Annotated in this window: 1 protein-coding gene; it reads left to right on the top strand. The window is 38.1% G+C overall.

What is annotated here, in order from left to right:
* A partial coding sequence (locus tag ACFIK8_RS12160; protein WP_375669578.1) for an SAM-dependent methyltransferase occupies positions 1 to 310 on the top strand: 310 nt, incomplete at both ends.

Raw genomic sequence — 310 nt, 5'->3', positions numbered from 1 at the left:
CAAAACATAGATTTCGTGATATTTTTGAAGCTCCCGGTGAACATGATTTAACATCCCATGTCGATTTTTCTTTTTTAAAAACGATAGCCCTTGAACAAGGCTGTTTTGCTGAAATTCTGGAACAAGGAGATTTTCTTTTTACAATGGGTCTACTAGAACGGGCAAGACAGCTTGGAGTCAACAAAAGTGCTGCATTACAAGACAAAATCTGCCAAGATGTCAAACGGCTTGCTGGTCCAGATCAAATGGGAAAATTGTTTAAAGTCCTGCATGTGAATGATAAGAATATACCACTCTCACGCATTTTTGA

It is taken from the genome of Bartonella sp. MR168JLCBS (genome assembly GCF_042194175.1).
The sequence above is the reverse complement of the archived record's forward strand: the minus strand, read 5'-3'. Positions and strand labels throughout refer to the sequence as shown.